Here is a 16271-nt window from a genome sequence, read left to right on the forward strand (position 1 = left end):
TCCGCTACCCATCACCGCCGCCCGGCCTACCCCCGGCCCCTGTCGCCTGCGCGTCCCGCCTTGGTCATGATCGGACCCAAGGAGCAAGCGACAAGGGAGCTGTGGCGATGCGCATAGGGGTGGATGTCGGGGGCACGAACACCGACGCCGTGATCATTCACGAGGGCAAGGTGATCGCGGCCCTGAAGACGCCGACCACCGATGATGTGGGCACGGGCGTGGTGCTGGCCATCCGGGGCGTTCTGGCCCAGGCCGGCGTGCCGCCGGCGGCCATCGGGCAGGTGACCATTGGCACGACCCATTTCACGAACGCCTTCGTGGAACGGCGGCGGTTGATGGAAGTGGCGGTGCTGCGCCTTTCGCTGCCGTCCAACACATCGGTGCGGCCCATGATCGACTGGCCGTCGGACCTGACGGCCGTCATCGGTGACCATATCTACTGGGCGCATGGCGGGTACGAGTTCGACGGGCGCGAGATCGCCCCCTTCGATGAGACCGAAATCGAGGCCGCGGCCCGTGACATGATGCGCAAGGGGCTGCGCCATGTCGCCATCTCCTGCGCCTTCTCCCCCATCAATGATGCGATGGAACAGAAGGCCGCGGCCATCCTGCGCGCCATGATACCCGGCGTGCATGTGACGCTGTCCAGCGAAGTGGGCCGCATGGGCATCATCGAGCGGGAAAACGCTGCCATCATGAATGCCGCGCTGTCGGCCATGTCGGGCACGGTGGTCGGCGCCTTCCGCTCGGCCCTGCAGAAACTGTCGATCACCGCCCCCTTCTATATCAGCCAGAATGACGGGACCATCATGGGGGCCGACCATGTGGAGCGGTTCCCCGTGCTGACCTTCGCATCGGGGCTGACCAATTCCATGCGCGGGGCGGCCTGGCTGTCGGGCCTGCAGGATGCCATCGTGGTCGATATCGGCGGCACCACCACCGATGTCGGCGTGCTGGCCCATGGCTATCCGCGGGAAACATCCATGGCCATCCAGGTGGGTGGGGTGCGCACCAATTTCCGCATGCCCGACCTTCATTCCATCGGCCTGGGCGGCGGCAGCCTTGTGGTGCGCCAGCCGGATGGCGCCGTCACCGTGGGGCCGCGCAGTGTCGGTTACGATCTGATCACCAAGGGGCTGGTGTTCGGCGGCGACGTGCTGACGGCCACGGACATCGCCGTAGCGGCCGGGCGCGGCGGGATCGGCGATGCCACCGCGGTGGCCGGTCTGGATCGCGGGCTGGTGCAAGGGGCGGTGGCGGCCATGCATGGCATGGTGGAAGCGGCGATCGACCGCATGAAGACCAGCGCCACGGCCGTGCCCGTCATCCTGGTGGGCGGCGGCGGGGTGCTGGTGTCCCGACCCTTGCCCGGCGTGTCGGAACTGCATGTTCCGGCCCATGCCGATGTGGCCAATGCCATCGGCGCGGCGATGGCCCAGGTGGGTGGCGAGGCCGACCGCATTTATTTCTATGACCGTATCGGCCGCGCGGCAGCCCTGGACAGCGCCAAGGCCGAGGCCGTGGAGGCCGCGGCAGCGGCGGGCGCCGATCCTGCCACGGTGCGCGTGATGGAGGTGGAGGAAACCCCTGTCGCCTACATGCCCGGCAATGCCATGCGCGTCCGCGCCAAGGCCGTCGGCGATCTGGCCACCCCATCGCGCAATGCCGCCTGAGGAACCGATACCATGCAGATTACCATCGACGATCTGGTTGATTTCGTGCGCGGTGCCGCCTTCCTGGGCACCGGCGGCGGCGGCGACCCCTATGTCGGCCGCCTGCTGTTGAAGCAGGAGATGGAGAATGGCCGCTCCCTGACCATCATCCCGCCCGAACAGGTGGATGATGGGGCACTGGTCATCCCCATCGCCGCGATCGGTGCGCCATCGGTCATGCTGGAGCGCGCACCGAAGGTGGAGGCACTGGAAGCGGCGCTGCGCACGCTGGAGGCCAAGCTGGGCCGCAAAGCCGATGCGCTGACCTGTATCGAATCCGGCGGGATCAACGCCACGCTGCCCCTGATCCTGGCGGCGCGCACCGGGCTGCCCATCGTGGATGCCGACGGCATGGGCCGCGCCTTCCCGGAATTGCAGATGGTCACCTTCAACATCTACGGCATGAAGGCGTCGCCCTTCGTCATGACCAATGACCGGTGCGAAACCGTGACCTTCGAGGTGGGCAGCAACCATTTCGCGGAGCAGCTTGCCCGCTCCACCGTCATGGCCATGGCAGGGGCCGCCCATCTGGCGATCTATCCCATGACAGGGCGGCAGTTGAAGGATGCGGGCGTGCCCGGAACCTTGTCGCTTGCCCTGGATATCGGCCGCGCCATCGCGCAGGCCCGGCGCGGCCGGGCCGACCCCGTGCAGGGATTGCTGGATTTCCTGCGCACCATGCCCCAGCCCCGCCACGCCGTCGTGCTTGCCGAAGGCAAGGTGGTGGATATCAGCCGGGAAACGCGCGACGGGTTCAATTTCGGCCGCGTGCTGGTGCAGCCCTTCGGCGATGCGGCGGGGGAGCCGGCGGAGATCGTCTTCCGCAACGAATATCTCACGGTCAGGCGGGGCGCCCGGTTCCTGGCCATGGTTCCGGATCTGGTCTGCGTGCTGGATGCGGAATCCGCCGAGCCGATCACCACGGAGACCTTGAAATATGGCGCCCGCGTCAAGGCTGTGGGCATCAGCACGCCACCCGTCATGCGTACCGATGCCGCCCTGGCCACGTTCGGTCCGCGCGCCTTCGGTATCGACAGCGACTACCTGCCGATCGAGGAACTGGTGCCCGCCTGACGGACCCACCCGCCGCTACCCTTTTCCGGGGCCGGGTCTACCCGCCCCCCGCTTTGACGGTGGCGGCGGGATTTCAGGAAGATGACGAACGGTAACACAAAGACGCGGGCGGCACCGGTGTGGCACACGGGCAAGTGTGTGCGAGACGAAACCGGTTCCGTGGCAAAACAATCAGCAGGAATGGGGATGCACATGGGACGGACCAATCACCACCGGTACTTGGGTGCCGGCATTTTCACAGGTTCCCTGGCCATTCTGGCCCTGGCGGCACCGGCCATGGCCCAGGATGGCCTGGTTCTGGAGGAAATCATCGTTACGGCGCAGAAGCGGGCCGAGCGGTTGCAGGAGGTGCCGGTTTCCGTCACCGCCTTTTCTGCCAGCACCATCGAGGATGCAGGCATCAAGACGGCGGAAGACTTCCTGTCCATGTCGCCGAACATCCGCATGGTGCAATCCTTCACGGTCGGCAACAGCTTCGTCACCGTGCGCGGCATTTCCCAGATCAACAACAATGACCCGTCGGTGGCCGTTGTCGTGGATGGCGTGCCGCAATCCAATCAGAAGCAGTTGGCCCAGCAATTCTTCGATATCGAGCGTATCGAAGTGCTGAAGGGGCCGCAGGGCGCCCTTTATGGCCGCAATTCGATTGGTGGCGCCATCAACATCATCACCCGCCAGCCCAAGGACAAGATGGAGGGTTCGGCTGAGGTCGGCTATGCCAGCGGCAATACATGGTCGGCCACGGCCGCCGTGGGTGGACCTGTCGTGCAGGACAAGCTGCTGTTCCGCGCCGCCGTCTCCTATCAGGACAGCGACGGGCTGATCACCAACACCTTCCTTGATCGCAAGGCCGATTTCTATCAGGACAAGACGGGCCGCCTGCAGGCCACCTGGATGCCGACCGACAGCATTTCCGTCGATGCCCGCGCCTCGCTGTCACGCACGGAAGGCGGCGCCGTTCTCTACAGCCAGTTGCCGACCAATGGCTTTTCCAACGCCACCTGGATCAAGCCGGAAGAGAATGTGCTGGGCGAAAGCCAGCGTGACATGGACGACCTGTCCCTGAAGGTCGACTGGGATTTCGGTGCCGCCACACTGACCGCCATCACGGCCTATTCACGGGTGAAGGAAAGCTATCGCGGCGATCTCGACTTCTCCTCAGTCCAGGCCCTGGGCCAGGGACAGGACCTGGATGTGGAGATGATCAGCCAGGAAGTGCGCCTGACCTCTCCCAACGATCAGCCTTTCCGCTGGATCGCCGGTGCCTATTACCTGCATACCGATCGCAGCCTGAGCACGACGGTGTTCGCCGACACCGACAGCACGGTCGCGGGCTTCGTTCCCCTCATGGTGTTCGGGGATGAAAGCAACGACAATGATGCCTATGCCGTCTTCGGGCAGGGGGCTTTCGACCTGACTGACAAGCTCGAACTGTCCGCGGCCCTGCGATATGACAGCGACAAGCGCGAACAGACCGACCTGCTGCGGGCCAGTGCCGTGCGGCAAAAGACCTTCAGCAAGTGGCAGCCCAAGGTCACCGCGAAGTACCAATGGACCGACGCGGTGATGACCTACGCCACCTATTCAACGGGTTTCCGCTCCGGCGGCTATAATGTTCCCACCGTGACGCCGCCCGTCTTCGCCAAAGAGACGACGACCAATTACGAGGCGGGCTTCAAGGCTACCATGGCCGACGGACGCCTGGTGCTGAACGGCTCCGCCTTCCATACCAGGCTCAGCAACGCGCAGATATTCAAGGTCGACCTGACCTCCGGTGCCCAGATCATCGACAATATCCGGCGCGCGACCCTGACCGGCCTGGAACTGGAGATGCAGACACGCCTGGCGCTGGGCTGGGACCTGTTCGGTGGAATCGGCCTGACGGACAGCGAGATCAAGGATTTCGACGGGACCGCCTCCTATCGCGGCAATCAGGTGCCGAACAATACGAAATTCACGCTAAACGCCGGCAGCCAGTACAGTTTCGAAATCACCGAAAATCTCGGTGGGCTTCTGCGTATCGACGTGGATCATCGTGGCAAGCAATATTACCATGCCGACAATACCGATTTCCGCCGTAAGATCACGCTGATCGATCTGCGGGCCGGGATGACTTATGAGAACTGGTCGCTGACGGCCTATGTCAAGAATTTGACCGATAAGCAATATTTCTCCGAATATGGCGATGCCTTCTGGACAGGCTCGCCGTCGGGGGAGGATGTCGGGCAATTGTCCCGACCGCGCACCTTCGGGGTAACCGCCAAGGTTCGTTTCTGAGTGTCCGTTCGAATAATTTCAGATGCTTCCAACTGTTTACAGGTCTTGTCTTTCAGCACCACCGTCACCCCGGCAAAGGCCGGGGTGACTGAATCAAGACATCAACATGCTGGAAAATAAGAAAACTTCTCAGACGGGCCCTAAGAATCACATTTTTTCGATTGGCTGCTGAAACTGGCCCCTGTCCATCCAGACAGGGGCCTCTTTTTGGCCGGTGAGTGCAAAGACCGTCTTTGTCTGCTATTGTCTCAATATTGGGTGAGTGAACGGGGCTGTTGCGGAATGAACCGGCGATGTGGGTTTTATGGCCAGCATGCGCAGCAACCACTCCGTCGATGGCTGCAACGCGGGGCATTAAAAGGCCTTTTGGCTGCGACTATCGTTACCGCCACATCCTTGGCCTCGGAAGTGAATGATGCAAGGGGAGTGGATGGCCTGCTGGTGAGGGTTTGCTCCGACGAGAGCTGTCTTCAGTCAGGCATCCGCTCTCTGGAGGGGCTGGCCGAACATGAGAAGGCTGCAGCGTTCAATACGTTGAAGCAAGCGGCATCGGGCAGAGATGCGTCATCCGTCAATGCAGCGAACCTTCTGGTCGGATGGTTTGTGCAAAGCCGTACTGCCGGATTAGGCAACATGTACGATCTTGCCCGCAAGGTGGCAGAGAGTGGCCATTACGTGTCGGGGGACGTCTATTATCTGCTTGCGCAATGCCATTTGGAGGCGCTTTGCGGGCAGGAACACGATGCGCATCTGGCGCTGCATTATCTTCGTATGGCAGCCGGAAAGGGGAATGCGAAGGCCATCAACAACCTTGTGCCCCACCTGGGCCGCGACACCGAAGAGGGCCGGACGACAGTGGCGGCATTACAGCGACTGGCGGAAGCAGGGGACTTACGCTCCATGCACAACGTAGCGGTTCTTCATGGAACCGGTTGGTTCGGGCAGGTGGATAATGACTTAGCGCGGCACTGGTACCACAAGGCATCGGCCAAGGGAGACAGAACCTCCCTTTTTTCACTGGGCCGGATGATGGTGATGGGCGTGGGCGGAGAGCAGAACCCGGCTCTGGGATATGCTCTGATAACCTTGGCAGCAGATGCGGGAGAACCGAACGCCAGCCGATACATCCGCGACAAGGGGACAGCCAGTATCGACGACGCGCAGGTGGCGGCGCTAAGACGGCAATGGCTGTCGATAAATGCATTGCCAGTATGTTTTGTGCCTGGGCGCTGTCCGAACCTCCACCCTTGAAGAGGCGCATCAATCCGGCGCCGTTCCGCCAAACTCAGGTGCGAATAATGCTCTCCCATGGCAGCATCCATTGCTAACCACCTGATTATAAAGAAGAGTCGCACTTCAAAATAGAATCTACCCCGCCCAAACGGGAAAGATTGATAATTTATCTTATGGAAAATATCTATATCGCGAATGGCTCGCAGAATCTGCTGGATTATGAGAGTGATTTGCAGTAACTATCTGACCAACACCCATGCACGAGCCTGGATTCGTTTCGACCATGTATGTCTGCATCTGCAACGCGATCAATTGCAAGTCGGTCCGCCGCAGTGTCGATGGCGGCGCGGGCAGCGTCGCCGGTGTATTCAAGGCCTGTGGCAAGACCCCGCAATGTGGTCGCTGCTTCACGACCATCCGGGAAATGGTCGGTTCGGCCAAGTCCGCCGCGGTGGCCGGGGGCATGGCGCCGGCTGTGGCTGCTGAATAACGGACGGCGGCGTAACGCTCGTTCAAATGTTCCGACCAATCTTCGGCTATTCGTTCGGTGTCACTGCCATTGCGGGCCTGTGTGCCTCGTCAAGACCCAGACGGGCGCGTAACAGCAATACCTGCTCCTCTGCCGCCTGGAACATCGGCACCGTTCCGCGTTGTCCGTTGAAAAGGAGCGCCGGCTTCCTTTCCCCGGACACATAGACGATGCGGTAGAGCCGATGGGCCTCTTCGTATCGCCCCAGTTCCTGGTTGATCTGGGCCAGGGCGAAATGGGCCTGCATATTGTTGGGCTGATCGCGGACGATCTCCTCATAGAATTGCAGCGCCATGACATAATCACCGGCTTCCCGTGCGGCAACCGCACGATCCGTGGCGCCGTTGCGCCAGGAGCCTGCCCCCTTCCCGCCCGGCGACCCCGAACAGGCAGGAATGGCTATCATGGTTGCCAGGATCAGCAGGCACAGTGGCAGGCGGGTCCTTTTATCCCTCATGATTTCGCCTTCCGTTCCTGTCCCCCTGCGGCCGCATCCACAGCCATTGCTGTCAGGGTGGCGCAACAGCGCTGAGCCTGCAAGAGGGGCTGCCGGTTACGATGTGCATGTGTATAGGATGGTATACGGTTGTTTACCAGGAACGGCGGAATACCCATCCTGCCGGCAAGTGAAGAACAGGAACAAAGAAGGCGGTTGGCGGCGTGATTGGTCCTGAACAGTCAGACATATCCATCCTCATGGCGGATCGCGGAATGCGGGCGCTGATCACCTTGTGGTGGCAAGAACGGGCGGCAGGCGGCGGCTCTGTGGTGCCGGCGCGCGCGCAGTTGGACCCCTGTGCCATTCCGCGCGGCATCCTGCCTTATATGTTCATTTATGAACGGGTGGCCGGCCGGCTGCGCTGCCGGCTGGCCGGTACCCGGCTCCGGGATATTTTCGGGCGGGATGAAACCGGTTGCCATCTGGACGAAGTCATCGCCCCGCAACATCTGGCAGGACGAACCGCCCTGTTCGACCGGTGCCTGGATGCCGGTCTGCCCCTGTTCTATCGCGGGTATCTGGTTCCAGCCGGCCGGCATTGGCGGGCTTTCAACCGGCTGCTGCTGCCGGCGGCCGCCAAGGCCGGGCAGCCGGCAACACAGGTGATGGGCCTGCTCAGGGTCTATGACCCGTCGCAGGCCAGGACCGTCGCCACCCTGCCTGCCGATGCGGACGGCTTGGTCGATTTCCGGCTGCTGGGTGAGGATGATTGCCGGTCGTTGCTGCTGTGACCGCCGTCAGGCCGCTGCCAGAACGGTCGCCAGCCTCTGCGCCGTTGCGTCGTCCATGCGGAACTGCACGCGCAGGACGCCGTCATCATTGCTGATCACACGCGCCGGCAACGCCGCGCCGTCCAGACCGGAGATATCGATCTCGTCCCCCGGGCCGGCATCAAGGGTGATGCGAAGAGCGGCGCCGGCCGTCGACAGATCGACCACGCGCCCCGCTACATCGGCGGCGGGCCGGTTGCGCCGCGCCCGGCTGGCAACACGGACCGGAATGTCAACGGCACGCCGTTCCACGGTGCGGCGCTCCCCGGCATGTTCCATGGACCGCAGGAATTCCTCCACCTCGCTGCGCAACTGTTCGGCCTGTTCGGACAGTTCGCCGGCTGCGGCATGCAACTGGCTGGACGCGGACATCGTGAAATGGGCGCCCTCCCGCACCGTCACGATGCTTTCCGAAACGTCCCCCGTGCGCAAGGCGGCTTCATGCACATTGCGGCTGATCTCTGCCGTGGCGGCGCCCTGCTGGTTCACGGCACTGGCGATGGCGCTGGAATTGTGCCCGATGCTGTCGATGATATCGGCAATGGCACTGATCATGCCGGCCGCGTCATCGGCAGCGGTCTGGACGGCGCGGGCCTGACTGCCGATATCATCGGTGGCGCGGGCCGTCTGCCCGGCCAGATTCTTCACCTCGCCGGCCACGATGGCGAAGCCCTTCCCGGCCTCCCCTGCCCTTGCCGCCTCGATCGTGGCGTTCAGGGCCAGCAGGTTGGTCTGGCTGGCGATCTCGCTGATCAGGCCGACCACGCCCTGCACATTGGCCACGACGGCCGACAAATCATCGACGATGCGCCTGGCATTGTGTGCCTTGTCTACAGCTTCCGCGGTGATCTGGGCTGTGATGCCCACCTGCCGGCCGATCTCCGCGCTGGATGCCGACAATTCCTCCGTCGCGGCGGCCACGGTTTGCGCGTTGTCACGCGCCACCTGGGCATTGTCGGCGACCAGGTTCGACTGGTCCCCCGTCATTTCGGCCTGCTTCTGCAATGCACCTGATGTGGCTTCCAGTTCCGTCGCGGCGGCGGCCACGGTCTTCAGCTTGCCGGCCACGGCCAGCTTGAAATCGCGCGTCAACACCTCCAGTGCCTGGCGGCGACGCTCCTTGGCCTCCTCCTCGCGCTGCTTCTCCGCCTCCAGCGTTCGGGCGTGCAGGGCGTTATCGCGGAAGACGGCAACGGCCCGTGCCATGGCACCCAGTTCATTTCGCGCATTGGTATCGGGTACATCGACTTCCAGCCGACCGGCGGCGAGACTTCCCATGAGGTCCGTCATGCGCGACAGCGGCCGGGCCAGCGTGCGGGCAATGGCGCTGGATGCGCCGGCGGCAAGCCCGCCCAGAACAACGACGGCACCGATCAGCACGATCAGCATTTCCCGGTATTTACGGCCGACATCATCCAGATAGACACCAGAACCGACCACCCAGTTCCAAGCGGGCAGCAACGTCACATAGGAAATCTTGTCCACGGGCCTGTCATGGCCGGGCTTGGGCCACATATAGGGCACGAACCCGGATTGTCCGGCACCGGTCGCCGCCTTCACGAACTCCCGGAACATCAGCGTGCCGGCCGGGTCCTTGAAGTGGGACATGTCCTGCCCGTCCAGTTCAGCGCGGATCGGATGCATGATCATCTGGTGATTGGTATCATTCACCCAGATATATTCCCCGGCGAACCGCATCGCCTTGACCGCTGCGAGCGCACGGGCCTGCGCCTCATCCCTGGTCAGGGTGCCCGCCCTCTCCTGCGCCATGTAGGCGTTGATGACGGACGCGGCCCCCTCCACCGCAGCCTGGGCGCTGGCATGGTACCGATCGCGCAATTCGGTGCGCTGAAGTTCACTGGCCAGAACGGCAAAAGCCAGGAGACCGGCAATCGAGAATATCACAACAAGGCCGAGTCTTTTTGAAATACTCGTATTATGGAACCAAGCCGAAATATTCGCTAACCACACCATTTTTATCCGCCCTAAATCTCATTATTTCTGCGATTGCAGCATATCGATGTCTTAAAGCGGGATTATACGAAAGTGAATATCCCGCCAATAGGGGATATTACCTATTGGCGGGATATTGTACGGAAACACTGGGTGGAGACGTGTATGGTCTTGATTTTCAAGGATACTGACCCGATGATTCTTGGTGAGAGAAGCCCGACCAACGTACATGTGTGCGGTATTGCGACACTGCGCCGCACCGAAAGGCGGGGCCATGAACAGGGGAGGAACGACGATGACAGTGCCCTTTGAACTCAAGGGACTGGACCATATCGTCCTGCGTGTTCGCGACATCGACCGGATGATCGGCTTCTACACCGATATACTGGGCTGCCGGATGGAGCGGATATTGCCGGAGGTAGGGCTTTACCAACTGCGGGCCGGCAACAGCCTGATCGATCTTGTGCCATTGGATGGCAAGCTTGGAGCGGCCGGCGGCGCCGGGCCGGGGGCGGAGGGGCGCAATCTGGAGCATTTCTGCCTGGAAATCAGCCCGTTCGATGAAGCGGAGATCAAGGCCCATCTCGCACGCCACGGCGTGGAGGCCGGCCCTGTCGGCCAGCGCTATGGCGCCGGCGGCGAGGGGCCGTCTCTCTATCTCCGCGATCCGGAGGGCAACAATGTGGAGTTGAAGGCCCGCTTGCCCTAAAAATGGCGCCAGCCACCGATGCCGAAATCAGGTGACATCCCTTCGGTACCCGATACGTCCAGCCCCGGGTCACCTTCAATCACCTTGCCGATGCGGGTAACCGCGATCCCGGCACTGGCGGCGGCGGCGGCGATGTCTTCCGCCTTTTCCTGCGGGGCCGTGAAGGCCACTTCGTAATCGTCACCGCCCGTCAACATCAGGGACCGCAGAGCGGGCTGGGACAGCAGGACGCGCAAGGCCGGGGCCGAAAGCGGCACGGCCCGGGCATCCAGGTGCAGGCGTACCTTGCTGGCCAGGGCCAGGTGACGCAGATCCGCGATCAGCCCGTCCGATATATCCAGGGCTGCCGTGCCGAACACGCGCAGGGATGCCACGAAATCCAGCCGCGGGCTGGGCCGGCGCAGCCGGGACAACAGATAGGCCCGGTCATTGTCCGCCACAGGGCTGGTCAATGTCCCCTGGGCCAGCTTCAAGCCAAGGGCCGCATCGCCGATATGGCCCGTCACGAACAGCGCGTCGCCCGGCCTGGCTCCCTTGCGGCGGATCATGCGCTGGAACGGCACCAGTCCCAGGGCGGTGACGGTCAGCGACAAAGGACCGGAGGTCGCAACCGTATCGCCCCCCAGCAGGTTGACCTTGAATTCCTTCTGCGCCCTGCCCAACCCGCCGGCAAAGGCACCGACCCATTCGTCCCCGACCGCGCGCGGCAGGGCCGTCACCAGGCTGTAGGCCAATGGCTCGGCCCCCTTGGCGGCAAGGTCCGACATATTGACGGCCAGCAGCTTGTACGCCAGGTCGGCCGGATCGTCCTGCGGCAGGAAATGCACGCCGGACACCATGGCGTCGGTCGTGACGACGAGTTGCTGGTCCGCGGGAATGTCCAGAACCGCGGCATCATCGGTCAGGTCGAAGGCACCGGGCACACCGACAGCCAGCGGCCGGAAGAAACGCTCGATCCGGCCGAACTCCCCCAGCCTGTCGCCAGCCTGTTCCGTCACGGCGTTCCCGCCCCGCCTTTTGCCGCCGTCCGGGCCGCCATTTCAGCCGGACGCAGGGTGCGGGCCAGCTTGTCCAGCACCCCGTTCACCATTCCCGGTTCCCGACCGGAAAAGAAGGCATGGGCCACATCGATATAATCATTGATGATGATGTGGGGCGGCACGGCCTCGTTGGCCAGCAACTCCCACGCCCCGGCCCGCAGGATGGCGCGCAGCAGCAGTTCCATGCGTTCCAGCGACCATTGCTGGCTCAGCAGGCCCCCCAGCATCTGGTCCACATCGGCCAGGCGGGCCTGCACGCCGCGCACGATGTCGGCGAACAATTGCGGCTCGGCCGTCACGAACTCGTCGCCATCCTGTTCCTGCCCGATCCGGTGACGAACGAATTCATGGATCACCGTCTCGCTGGAGGCGCCGGCCAGATCAATCTGGTAAAGGCCCTGGACAGCGGCCAGCCGGGCGGCACTGCGCCGGGCCTTGGCGGAGCCGGTGGGCTTGATCTTGGGCGGCGGCTCCGGCTTGGCGGGCGCGGTGATCTTCTTGCGGGGGGGCATGTCGGGACCTGGAACTCAGCGGGAATAGAGACGGAATTGCTTCTTCAGCTCGATCATCTGAAGGCAGGCATTGGCGGCGAATCCGCCCTTGTTCTTCTGGTTGACGGCGGCGCGGGCCCAGGCCTGCTCATAATTCTCCGTCGTCAGAATGCCGTTGCCGATGGCCAGCGTGTGGCGCAATGCCAGTTCCGACAGGCCACGGGCGCTTTCCTGACAGACATAGTCGTAATGCGTTGTCTCACCACGGATCACGCAGCCCAGGGCCACATAGCCGTCGAAACGGCGGCGACCGGAATAGAAATCCATCGATCGCACGGAAAACTGGATGGCGGCCGGGATCTCATAGGCGCCGGGCACCTGGAAAATCTCATAGGTCGCACCGGCCGCTTCCAGCGCCGCCACGGCACCCTTGACCAGTTCATCGGCAAGGTCGTCGTAGAAACGGGCCTCGACGATCATGATATGGGGCGCGTCGGCCATGGTCGTATCCTGTCAGACTGAAGGAATGGATCAGAAGAGGCTGGGTATGGCCCGCTGGCCGACAATGGTCAAGCCATAGCCTTCGAGGCCCACCACCGTCTTTTTGGTATTGCTCAGCAGGACCATGCGCTTCACACCCAGATCGTTGAGAATCTGGGCGCCGATGCCATAGTCGCGCAGCTCGCCCGCCAGGTCGGCATTGCCATCATCGATGGCGCGCAGCCGGTCAGCCAGCGAGAAGGGCTGTGCATCGCGCATCAGCACGATGACGCCGCGCCCATCGTCGCCCACGGCCTTCATGGCAGATTCCAGCCCGCCCACGGGGCCGTGGCGGTTGTCGCCCAGCAGGTCCTTCACGATGTTCAGGGAGTGCATGCGTACAGGCACCGGCACACCATCATGGATGTCGCCCTTGACGAGGGCGATATGTTCGGCCCCGCTGATGCGGTTGCGATAGACGATCATCTCGAACCGCCCGCCATGGTGGCTGTCCAGCACGGTGCGGTACGAGCGCTCGATGATGGTTTCCGTCCGGCGGCGATAGGCGATCAGGTCGGCGATGGTGCCGATCTTCAGGCCGTGCAACTGCGCGAACTTCACCAGGTCCGGCATGCGGGCCATGGTGCCGTCATCATTCATGATCTCACAGATCACGCCGGCGGCAGGCAGGCCGGCCAGACGGGAGAAATCAACAGACGCCTCGGTATGCCCGGCCCGGACCAGCGTGCCGCCATCGCGTGCCAGCAGCGGGAAGACATGGCCCGGCGTGACGATGTCGCGCGGGTCCACATTGGGATCGATGGCGACCTGGATGGTCCGCGAACGGTCGGCAGCGGAAATACCGGTCGTGACACCTTCACGCGCTTCGATGGAAACCGTGAAGGCCGTCTGGTGACGGGTGCCATTCTGCTGTGCCATCAGAGGCAGCCGCAGGCGCTCGTTCATCGGGCTGTCGATGGCCAGACAGATCAGGCCACGGCCGAACCGGGCCATGAAATTGATGGCCTCGGGCGTGGCCGCCGATGCGGGGATCACCAGATCCCCCTCATTCTCGCGATCCTCGTCATCGACCAGAATGAACATGCGGCCCTGGCGCGCCTCCTCGATCAGTTCCTCCGTGCTGGACAGCACGGGCCGATCCTCTTCCGTCAGGCGGGTTTCCGTGGCCGACATCTCAGGCTTCCTTTCCAACCAGCCGCGCGACGTAGCGCGCCAGCATATCCACTTCAAGATTGATGCGCGCGCCCGGCCCGATCAGGCCGAAGGTCGTCTGTTCTGTCGTGTGCGGGATGATGTTGACGCCGAAGACATCGTCCTCCACCTCATTCACGGTCAGGGACACGCCGTTGAGCGCCACCGACCCCTTGGCCGCGATGAAGCGTTTCAAAGTGCCCGGTACGCGAAAGCGCCAGCGATGGCTGTCGCCGTCGGGCGTCACCGAAACGACCTCTGCCACACCGTCGACATGGCCATAGACCAGATGTCCGCCCAATTCGTCCCCCAGTTTGAGGGATCGTTCCAGGTTCAGCGGCGTACCGACGATCCAGTCGCCGACGGTGGTCTTGGCAATGGTTTCTGCGGACACATCAGCCTTGTAGGCATGCGCCAGCTTCTCCACCACGGTCAGGCAGACCCCGTTGGACGCGATGGACGCACCCATGGCGACATGGTCCAGGTCGAACCGCGTCTCGATGGTCAGTCTCAGGTCGCCACGGCGCTCGATCTCCACGACGCGGCCGACATCGGTGATGATTCCGGTAAACATGGGCGATAACCTAGGGCTTGGCGCGACAATGCGCGAGAGGGCGATGGTTGCGCGGGGCGCATGGCGGGGGGGACCGGCCGTCAGCCTGACAGGCGATAGGACACCTGCTGGTCATCGGGGGGCAGAAAACGCAGGGCCTGGGCCAGGATGTCGGTTCCCAGCGGACCGATGGCCGCCAGCCCGTCACCACCGATCAGCATCGGCGCCCTGAACCATTCCACACGATCGACCAGTCCGGCCTTCAGGAAGGATGTAGCGACCGCCGCCCCGCCTTCCACCAGCACCCTGGTGATCCCCTGTCCGGCCAGCGTGGCCAGCGCGCCGGCCACCGGCAACCGGCCATCGGCATCGGGTGCCACGCGAAGCACCCGCACGCCCAGCGTCTCCAGCGCCGCGATACGGTCTGCGTCCGCGTCCGCAAGGGTGACGACCCAGGTGGGAGTCGCGGCTGCGCCGACCGCCAGCTTCGAGGTGACGGGCAGGCGCAGGCTGCTGTCCAGCACGACGCGGATGGGGCTATGATCCTCCAGCCCCGGCAGGCGGCAGGTCAGTTCCGGATCATCGGCCAGAGCCGTGCCGATGCCGACCAGGATGGCATCATGGTTGGCCCGGAGCATGTGCCCGCGCGCACGGCTTTCGGGGCCCGTGATCCATTGACTGTGACCGCTGACGGTGGCCACCCGCCCGTCCAGGCTGGTGGCCAGCTTCAGGGTGACGCCGGGTCGGCCTTTCACAATGCGCGTGATGAAACCGAAATTGACGTCCAGCGCTTCCTGCGCACACAGCCCCACATCCACGCGGATGCCGGCTTCGCGCAGCCGGCGGATGCCACCGCCCGACACGCGCGGGTCGGGGTCCTCGCAGGCCACCACGACACGCGCCACGCCGGCGGCGATCAGCGCCTCCGAACAGGGGGGCGTCCGGCCGTGATGATTGCAGGGTTCCAGGCTGACATAGACCGTGGCCCCGCCCGCGCCGGCACCCGCCTGTGCCAGGGCCTGCGGTTCACCGTGCGGCCGGCCGCCGGGGGCGGTGACGCCGCGGCCCAGGACGCGACCATCGCCGCCAACCACGATGCAGCCCACCGACGGGTTGGGCCAGACCCGGCCCAGATTGCGCCGCGCCAGCGCCAGGGCCGCCCCCATATGCGCGCGGTCATCCTCGGTGAAGGCCGGCAGGACGGTCATGCGGGAGCCGCCTCAGTCCGTCTTGGTGTCGGGCCGCAGCGTTTCGACGAACTGGTTGAAGTCCGACGCCTCGCGGAAATCCCGATAGACGGATGCGTAACGGATATAAGCCACCTTATCGATGCCGTTCAGATGGTTCATCACCATCTCGCCGATCTGGGTGGACGGGATTTCGGTCTCGCCGCTGCTTTCAAGCTGGCGCACGATGGAATTGACCACGCGGTCGACCCTGTCGGCATCGACGGGACGCTTGCGCAGGGAAATGCGCATGGACCGCAACAGCTTCTCCCGGTCGAATGGTTCCCGCTGACCAGAGCTTTTGACGACATACAACTCGCGCAACTGCACCCGCTCGAACGTGGTGAAGCGGGCCCCGCAGGCGGGACAGAAACGGCGGCGGCGGATGGCGGACCCGTCTTCGGTCGGACGGCTGTCCTTCACCTGGGTGTCGTCATTCCCGCAGAACGGGCAGCGCATGAAACCCCTCCGTCGTTATTGTCGTTGCACCAGCGGCCACTGCCAGAAAAGGCC

16 protein-coding genes are annotated in these 16271 nt (G+C 63.6%); 7 read left to right on the forward strand and 9 right to left on the reverse strand.

The window, feature by feature from the left end; all coding sequences use genetic code 11:
• The first annotated feature begins 107 nt into the window (after window positions 1-107).
• From ACM9LZ_RS02520 to ACM9LZ_RS02540, 5 genes are all read left to right on the forward strand, one after another.
• Complete coding sequence (locus ACM9LZ_RS02520) at window positions 108-1673, forward strand: hydantoinase/oxoprolinase N-terminal domain-containing protein (protein ID WP_416617764.1); 1566 nt, start codon at window positions 108-110, stop codon at window positions 1671-1673.
• 12 nt (window positions 1674-1685) lie between these two features.
• Window positions 1686-2786: a DUF917 domain-containing protein gene (locus tag ACM9LZ_RS02525; RefSeq protein ID WP_416617765.1), complete on the forward strand. Its 1101-nt coding sequence runs from the start codon at window positions 1686-1688 to the stop codon at window positions 2784-2786.
• Window positions 2787-2978: 192 nt separating this feature from the next.
• Entirely contained in the window at window positions 2979-5063 is a 2085-nt protein-coding gene (locus tag ACM9LZ_RS02530; protein ID WP_416617766.1) for a TonB-dependent receptor, read from the forward strand.
• Between the two features lie 426 nt (window positions 5064-5489).
• Window positions 5490-6314: a tetratricopeptide repeat protein gene (locus tag ACM9LZ_RS02535; protein ID WP_416617767.1), complete on the forward strand. Its 825-nt coding sequence runs from the start codon at window positions 5490-5492 to the stop codon at window positions 6312-6314.
• Window positions 6315-6552: 238 nt separating this feature from the next.
• The gene (locus ACM9LZ_RS02540) at window positions 6553-6786 is read left to right on the forward strand and encodes a (2Fe-2S)-binding protein (protein ID WP_416617768.1); all 234 of its coding nucleotides are present in this window, start codon (window positions 6553-6555) and stop codon (window positions 6784-6786) included.
• A gap of 46 nt (window positions 6787-6832) precedes the next feature.
• Here ACM9LZ_RS02540 and ACM9LZ_RS02545 read toward each other — a convergent pair whose 3' ends face one another.
• Window positions 6833-7282, reverse strand: coding sequence for a tetratricopeptide repeat protein (locus tag ACM9LZ_RS02545; protein WP_416617769.1), 450 nt, complete (start codon window positions 7280-7282; stop codon window positions 6833-6835).
• Between the two features lie 254 nt (window positions 7283-7536).
• Here ACM9LZ_RS02545 and ACM9LZ_RS02550 point away from each other — a divergent pair, with 254 nt between their 5' ends.
• A complete protein-coding gene (locus ACM9LZ_RS02550; protein WP_416617770.1) occupies window positions 7537-8055 on the forward strand; it encodes a PAS domain-containing protein in 519 nt (172 codons plus the stop codon).
• Window positions 8056-8061: 6 nt separating this feature from the next.
• Here the strand turns inward: ACM9LZ_RS02550 and ACM9LZ_RS02555 are convergent, their stop codons facing one another.
• The gene (locus tag ACM9LZ_RS02555; RefSeq protein ID WP_416617771.1) at window positions 8062-9999 is read right to left on the reverse strand and encodes a cache domain-containing protein; all 1938 of its coding nucleotides are present in this window, start codon (window positions 9997-9999) and stop codon (window positions 8062-8064) included.
• 343 nt (window positions 10000-10342) lie between these two features.
• Between ACM9LZ_RS02555 and ACM9LZ_RS02560 the strand changes: the two genes are divergently transcribed.
• Window positions 10343-10756 (forward strand): VOC family protein, encoded by a 414-nt coding sequence (locus tag ACM9LZ_RS02560; protein ID WP_416617772.1) that lies wholly within the window; start codon window positions 10343-10345, stop codon window positions 10754-10756.
• Here the strand turns inward: ACM9LZ_RS02560 and thiL are convergent.
• From thiL to nrdR, 7 genes are all read right to left on the reverse strand, one after another.
• On the reverse strand, window positions 10753-11754 hold the full coding sequence (gene thiL, locus ACM9LZ_RS02565; RefSeq protein WP_416617773.1) for a thiamine-phosphate kinase: 1002 nt from the start codon (window positions 11752-11754) through the stop codon (window positions 10753-10755). The two genes, ACM9LZ_RS02560 and thiL, sit on opposite strands and share 4 nt — an antisense overlap.
• A complete protein-coding gene (gene nusB, locus ACM9LZ_RS02570; RefSeq protein ID WP_416617774.1) occupies window positions 11751-12308 on the reverse strand; it encodes a transcription antitermination factor NusB in 558 nt (185 codons plus the stop codon). Before nusB ends, thiL begins: the two co-directional genes overlap by 4 nt.
• Window positions 12309-12323: 15 nt before the next feature.
• Window positions 12324-12788: a 6,7-dimethyl-8-ribityllumazine synthase gene (locus tag ACM9LZ_RS02575; RefSeq protein ID WP_416617775.1), complete on the reverse strand. Its 465-nt coding sequence runs from the start codon at window positions 12786-12788 to the stop codon at window positions 12324-12326.
• 30 nt (window positions 12789-12818) lie between these two features.
• The gene (gene ribB, locus ACM9LZ_RS02580) at window positions 12819-13961 is read right to left on the reverse strand and encodes a 3,4-dihydroxy-2-butanone-4-phosphate synthase (protein ID WP_416617776.1); all 1143 of its coding nucleotides are present in this window, start codon (window positions 13959-13961) and stop codon (window positions 12819-12821) included.
• 1 nt (window position 13962) lies between these two features.
• Window positions 13963-14553, reverse strand: a complete 591-nt coding sequence (locus ACM9LZ_RS02585) for a riboflavin synthase (RefSeq protein ID WP_416617777.1) — start codon at window positions 14551-14553, stop codon at window positions 13963-13965.
• 80 nt (window positions 14554-14633) lie between these two features.
• On the reverse strand, window positions 14634-15740 hold the full coding sequence (gene ribD, locus ACM9LZ_RS02590) for a bifunctional diaminohydroxyphosphoribosylaminopyrimidine deaminase/5-amino-6-(5-phosphoribosylamino)uracil reductase RibD (protein ID WP_416617778.1): 1107 nt from the start codon (window positions 15738-15740) through the stop codon (window positions 14634-14636).
• 12 nt (window positions 15741-15752) lie between these two features.
• Window positions 15753-16217, reverse strand: coding sequence for a transcriptional regulator NrdR (nrdR, locus tag ACM9LZ_RS02595; protein ID WP_416617779.1), 465 nt, complete (start codon window positions 16215-16217; stop codon window positions 15753-15755).
• Between the last annotated feature and the right edge of the window lie 54 nt (window positions 16218-16271).

The organism is Niveispirillum fermenti, assembly GCF_048066175.1.
Classification (GTDB): domain Bacteria; phylum Pseudomonadota; class Alphaproteobacteria; order Azospirillales; family Azospirillaceae; genus Niveispirillum; species Niveispirillum fermenti.